At 27.7% G+C, this 2,582-nt stretch carries 2 protein-coding genes and 1 pseudogene; all 3 read left to right on the top strand.

Features of this window, described 5'->3' with window-relative positions; genetic code table 11:
* Positions 1 to 264: 264 nt before the first annotated feature.
* A complete protein-coding gene (locus tag Q0F58_RS18770; protein WP_294379488.1) occupies positions 265 to 1,005 on the top strand; it encodes an arginase family protein in 741 nt (246 codons plus the stop codon).
* A gap of 3 nt (positions 1,006 to 1,008) precedes the next feature.
* The gene (locus Q0F58_RS18775) at positions 1,009 to 2,214 is read left to right on the top strand and encodes an insulinase family protein (protein ID WP_294379490.1); all 1,206 of its coding nucleotides are present in this window, start codon (positions 1,009 to 1,011) and stop codon (positions 2,212 to 2,214) included.
* Positions 2,215 to 2,224: 10 nt separating this feature from the next.
* A pseudogene (locus Q0F58_RS18780) lies at positions 2,225 to 2,582 on the top strand (hypothetical protein); the annotation flags it as partial.

A 2,582-nucleotide genomic window follows, 5' to 3' on the forward strand; every position in this document is an offset into this window, starting at 1 on the left:
TGCATGAATTGACATTTGAAAGAAATCTATCTGAAGGATTTGAGGTTGAGAGTGAATGGTTGGATATATCTGAATTCTTTACAGAATGTTTGACTGAAAAAGATGGATTTGGACGAAATGGAAATGGTGGAAGATGTCCAGGAGGTTCTTAAAAGTCACAAAAAGAAGGGGTTTCCCTTCTTTTTGTGTTGATTATATTAGTTATGAATAGCAGAATAATATTAAATAATTTTACTTTAATTATAGTTTAATAGAAGGTGAAATATGAAAGTTTTTTGTTGCCAAAAAGAATTAAAGTCAAAAGTTGAAGGTGCAGATGATGGCGCGGATATAATGAAACAATTTTTTTTGAATAAAGAGAATACGAGAGTATTTGAGGTGGAACAATCAAAATTGGATTGCAAGAAACGACAGGTTCTGCAACGGCTTTTAGAAAAAGAAAAAATAATTGTTTTCATAGGTGGAGATCATAGTTGTACTGCAAGCGTTGTAAATATTTTTGACAAAGTGGAAAAGATAATAGTTTTTGATGCACATAATGATAATGAAATAAAGGCGAAAGAGTTAAAAAATTGGAATTTTCTTGCATATTTAGAATTTATTAGAGAAGGATTAATAATTGGCTATAGACAAAAAAATAAATTAATGCCAGTAAAGAGCGGATTTCAAGTCATAAAAGATTATGAATGCAAAGATTATTATGGAATGACTGAGCGGATTATTGAATTTTGCAAAGGAATCAAAAACATATATGTTTCAGTTGATTTAGATGTATTGAATTTTTCTGAAATGCCAGGAGTATCGTTTCCTGTTGGAGGAGGAATAGAATTGACAGAGTTATTGTTTCTATTACATTGCATTGCAAAACAAAAATTAAATGTTGTGTTAGATATAGTAGAATTTAATCCAAGAATTGAAAGAGAACATTCGCAGAAGACAGTTTTTAGATTGCTGGAAGAATTATATGATATATGTGAAGAAATTGTAAAGGGAAAAGAAATCTGAGTTATGAGAGAGAACGTAAAATTAGAAGTTTTTCCAACAAAAAAATATAATGCTATTTCTATTGAAATATGTTTGTCTTTAAACACACAGAAATATGGAGACGAGTATAGAAATGTGGCTGCAAAACTATTAATTGATAAGTCATTGCAAGATACAGTTATATTAAATACATATAATATTCGTTTGACTAGTGGTGTAAGAGTTGAAGGCGATACAAAGAGGATAATTGTACATTTCCAATTTATAAATCCTAAATTATATTTAGAAAAAGAATATTCAATAAAAAATATCATTAACGAAGTTTTATATTTGATATTTGAACAAGATATCAGTTATGAAATGTTTTGTAGAAATAAGGAATGTATAATGAAAGAAAATTTGGAGATGTACAATAATAAAGAAAAGTATATGTATTTGAATATCATTGAAAAATCTCTTCGAGATGAAACCGGAGGATCTATAGTTTTAGCTGAGAAACCTGAAAATTATCAAAGCATTATGTGGAAACACATGAGGAATTTTATAAATGAAATTAGGGAAAAGAGTGATATAGAGGTTTATTGTATAGGAGATGTAAGTCAATATGAGATTGAAAGTATATTTAATAATAAATTTAATGAATATCATTTTATAAAGAAAAAAACGGAAATAAAGAAAAAAGAGATTATTAAATTTAATAAAGGTGCAGAATCAGAAATGCAAAATATTAGTCAATCTAAATTAGCGAAAAGTTATAAAATTCCAATTGAAATATTGGATGAAAACTTTTTTGCATGTAAACTTTTTTCTATCATACTTGGTGGTGGTACTTCAAGTAAGTTATTTAAAAAGGTAAGAATAAGAGAAGGACTTGCATATCATATTTCGGCAGCTTTAAGTGATAATTATGGCTTGGTATGTATATGTGCCGGAACAGAAAATTGTTATTTGAAAAGAGTCGAATTTCTAATTGACGAAACTATTATTGAAATGAAAAATGGTTTAATAAGTGATGAGGAAGTTCAAACTGCCAAATTATTGTATATTCAACAATTAATGAAAGATTTTGACAAACCATTTAAGACATTTAAGATATTGAGAAAGTTTAAGATAGGAATTAATAATTTTGATATGATTCAAAAAAAGATAATGGATATAAGAAAAGAAGATGTTTTAATGGTAAGCAATAATATAGAAAAAGTATTTACGTTTATATTAAAAGCGCGATAGGAAAAGACTTATGAGATATATTTGGAAAGATATGCCAATGTTGGTATTTAACAATATAAAAACAACAAAATTAAATAATGGTATGAATGTTTATGTGGTACCTAAAGAAAAATATGTGTCCACTTTTTTTTCAATGACAACAAATTTTGGAGGGTTAAATAATTATATTATAGATAATGATAATAAAGAAATGATTCTATTGCCCATGGGGTTGGCACATTTTTTAGAACATAGTATATTTGACCCAAAAGAAAGCAGAGATTTAGGTCAAATATATGGTGATTTAGGAATTTGTATATTCCGTTTGAATAGTGCACTCTTTTCGGAAATTCAGAGCACCCTTTTCCGATATTTCAGAGCAGGCATTT

It is taken from the genome of uncultured Clostridium sp. (genome assembly GCF_934754915.1).
Classification (GTDB): domain Bacteria; phylum Bacillota; class Clostridia; order Clostridiales; family Clostridiaceae; genus Clostridium.

Bases quoted from the DNA above. Each gene is read 5' to 3' on its own strand.
- Q0F58_RS18770 (WP_294379488.1), top strand. From the start codon at position 265: ATGAAAGTTTTTTGTTGCCAAAAAGAATTAAAGTCAAAAGTTGAAGGT.
- Q0F58_RS18775 (WP_294379490.1), top strand. From the start codon at position 1,009: ATGAGAGAGAACGTAAAATTAGAAGTTTTTCCAACAAAAAAATATAAT.